The sequence below is a fragment of the Moorena sp. SIO1F2 genome, from assembly GCF_010672755.1.
In the GTDB taxonomy this organism is placed as follows: Bacteria; Cyanobacteriota; Cyanobacteriia; order Cyanobacteriales; family Coleofasciculaceae; genus Moorena.
The window spans coordinates 1-2874 of sequence record NZ_JAAHFV010000545.1; the positions used below are offsets into that span (position 1 = coordinate 1).

Annotated in this window: 4 protein-coding genes; 2 read left to right on the forward strand and 2 right to left on the reverse strand. The window is 47.9% G+C overall.

Annotated features, from left to right (window positions below):
- Positions 1–174: 174 nt before the first annotated feature.
- Both murG and F6J94_RS32460 read right to left on the reverse strand, forming a co-directional pair.
- A complete protein-coding gene (murG, locus tag F6J94_RS32455; RefSeq protein WP_293047786.1) occupies positions 175–1239 on the reverse strand; it encodes an undecaprenyldiphospho-muramoylpentapeptide beta-N-acetylglucosaminyltransferase in 1065 nt (354 codons plus the stop codon).
- On the reverse strand, positions 1232–1369 hold the full coding sequence (locus F6J94_RS32460) for a hypothetical protein (protein ID WP_293047788.1): 138 nt from the start codon (positions 1367–1369) through the stop codon (positions 1232–1234). The genes murG and F6J94_RS32460 overlap by 8 nt, the downstream gene beginning before the upstream one ends.
- Before the next feature lie 312 nt (positions 1370–1681).
- Here F6J94_RS32460 and F6J94_RS32465 point away from each other — a divergent pair, with 312 nt between their 5' ends.
- Both F6J94_RS32465 and F6J94_RS32470 read left to right on the forward strand, forming a co-directional pair.
- Positions 1682–2506 carry a nuclear transport factor 2 family protein gene (locus F6J94_RS32465; RefSeq protein WP_293047790.1) on the forward strand — a complete coding sequence of 275 codons (825 nt, stop codon included), beginning with the start codon at positions 1682–1684 and terminating at the stop codon, positions 2504–2506.
- Between the two features lie 77 nt (positions 2507–2583).
- Entirely contained in the window at positions 2584–2721 is a 138-nt protein-coding gene (locus F6J94_RS32470) for a hypothetical protein (RefSeq protein WP_293047793.1), read from the forward strand.
- The last annotated feature ends 153 nt before the right edge of the window (positions 2722–2874 follow it).

The following is a 2874-nucleotide window of genomic DNA, read 5'->3' on the forward strand; positions in this document are numbered from 1 at the left end:
TGATAAGGGCTATAATCTGATCATATAGCCCCTTATCAAATAGCTGAGGTACTTACGCCCTTGGGGTTTTAGCGAATAGCGAATAGGTAATAGTCGGATATCTTTACACTACTCCCTACTCCCGATTCCCGATTCCCGATTCCCTGCTCCCTACTCCCTTTCCCATTTAATATTTCATTGTTCAACTAACTCACGAACTAGAGAGGCTAAACGCTTTCCACTATCCCTAATCGCAAGACTAGCTGCTTTTTGTTTCATATCTTCTAACCTAGTTGGTGACTTGAGTAAAGCCAGCACCTCCTGTTCTAACGTTTCGTGAGTCAACTGGTCTTGACGAAATACTAAAGCAGCACCAGAATCCTTAAAGCTAGCTGCATTGAAAGCTTGATGGTCTTCTGCTGCATAAGGGTAGGGAATCAGAATGGCTGGTGTTTCACTTATAGCTAGCTCCGTTAAGGTTCCGGCACCAGCACGGCTAATGGCTAAGTTTGCCCGTTGCAGTAATGGTGCCATCTGGTCATAAAAGGGCATAGACAGGTATTGAGGATGGCTCAGGGTGTCAGCCTCTGGGTCTTTTTCTCCAGTTAAATGAACAATCCAAGCACCAGCTTCAAACCAGACGGGAGCACATTGGCGCACTAGTTTATTCACTGCCACTGCTCCTTGGGAACCCCCAACCACCACAATCAAGGGTACCTCTGGTGGAATCGGGAGTTCCAGGGCCTGAGTCAGTTGAAAACTATCGCGCACTGGTGTACCAACGGTTACAGTTTTAATGCGGGGTAGGTACTTGGAGGCGGCTTCAAACCCTAGGGCTACAGTATTGCAAAAGGGACTCAGCCAGCGGGTTACTTTTCCTGGAATGGCGTTAGATTCATGTATAATGGTAGGTAGACCCTGCCACCGTGCTGCCATAATTGCAGGTCCAGCGATGTAACCCCCAGTGGTGAAGACACCATCAAATTTACCCTCTCTCAGCAGTTGCCGCACTTGCCAAATTGAACTGACCAGGCGGGTAACAATGCTTAGAGTACCAAGACCGAAGCGTTGTTGAAAGCCTTCTACGGCAATGGTGTGCAGGGGGTAGTCTGGTGGTAGCAACTCATTTTCAATGCGGTCAGGAACACCAAGCCACTCAATAGTGTAATTGGGTAAGTGTTGGGCTACTGCGAGGGCGGGAAATATGTGTCCCCCCGTACCACTAGCGGCAATCAGCAATCGAATGGGTGACTTAGACACGGCTATTGGTCTCCTTGATCAATTGGGTGAGGGACGTTTGACTTGGGTTAATCGGAGTAGGGAATCGGGAGTAGGGAATCGGGAATCGGGAATCGGGAGTCGGGAGTCGGGAATCGGGAAGTCGGAACAAATCCTTTCTACCTCATTACATCAATAGGGAATCGGGAATCGGGAATCGGGAATCGGGAACAAATCCTTCCTAAAACCCTAGCAGTGGTGCGACCCCGCGCTTTTTCAAAGCTAAGGGTGAACGCCCACCGATGAAAATCTCGAGATCACGACTGTCTGGACTAGACATAGGTTATCAAACTAGATTTGGTATGATTGGTGCAAGGGATTACCCTTTCTCCAATCATCGATGATCAATTACTAATTACCAGTTACTAGTTACTAATTAACAGTTACCAGTTACCAGTTACCGATTACCAGTTACCAGTTACCAATGACCAATCCAGCAACCTTACTGCAACGACTATCCTCTTTTACTACTAAAGTCAAGTCTATTTCTTTGGACTGGTCAGTATTTGTACTATTAACGGCAGGGTTGACCCTCGGCTCTCCTCTGAAAGCCCAAGCAGATAGTCCGGAAACCGCACCGCCTCAGCTTAAAGATACCCTCAGCCAAATTGATCGCTTCGCTAATGGCAAGGATGTTGAAGGGTTGCTGGGATTCTATAGCGCTAATTTTACTAACTCCGATGGCTTAAGTCGGCAGTTGATGGCAGAAGCGTTGACTCAATTGTGGCAGCGCTACCCTTTGTTGAATTACCGCACGGAACTGACGGATTGGCAGCAAGAGGGTAACGCGATTGTGGCGGAAACAGTGACTTATATTACTAGTAACGAACAGGATGCTAGTAAGACCAAATTTGAATCGACTTTGCGATCGCGTCAGCGCTTTGAAAACCAAAAAATTGTCAATTCAACCATTTTGGCAGAGCGTTCCCAAATCACATCAGGAGCCAATCCTCCCAAGGTAACGGTGAAATTACCAGAACAAGTGCGTATTGGTCAGCGATTTAATTTTGATGCCATTGTCACCGAACCCCTTGGAGATGATTTGCTGCTGGGAGTAGCTATAGAAGAATCGGTCAGCTCAAAGCGCTATACTAATCCCACGGAGATTGACCTGGAATCTTTGGCTGCCGGGGGAATTTTTAAGGTTGGCCGAGCCCCACTGTTACCAGAAGACCGCTGGATTTCAGCTATATTAATTCGGGGGGATGGGATGATTATGATTACTCGACGGTTACATGTGGTTGAGTGATTAGGTTTGAAGGGAGTAGGGAGTAGGGAGTAGGGAGTAGGGAGTAGGGAGTAGGGAGTAGGGAAAGAGAGGGAAGTGTGGGAAGTGTGGGAGGTGTGGGGAGATGGGGAGATGGGGAGATGGGGAGATGGGGAGATGGGGAGATGGGGAGATGGGTAAAATTAGCCCTATCTATGTTTTACGAGAATGAAACAGCCCTGCTTCCCATGAGCTAGTGCATCAACAGAGAATCAAATCTTATTACTATTCCCGATTCCCGATTCCCGATTCCCGATTCCCGATTCCCGATTCCCGATTCCCGATTCCCGATTCCCGATTCCCGATTCCCGATTCCCGATTCCCGATTCCCGATTCCCGATTCCCGATTC

Coding starts and splice junctions, on each gene's coding strand:
- F6J94_RS32465 (WP_293047790.1), top strand. CDS start 1,682: ATGACCAATCCAGCAACCTTACTGCAACGACTATCCTCTTTTACTACT.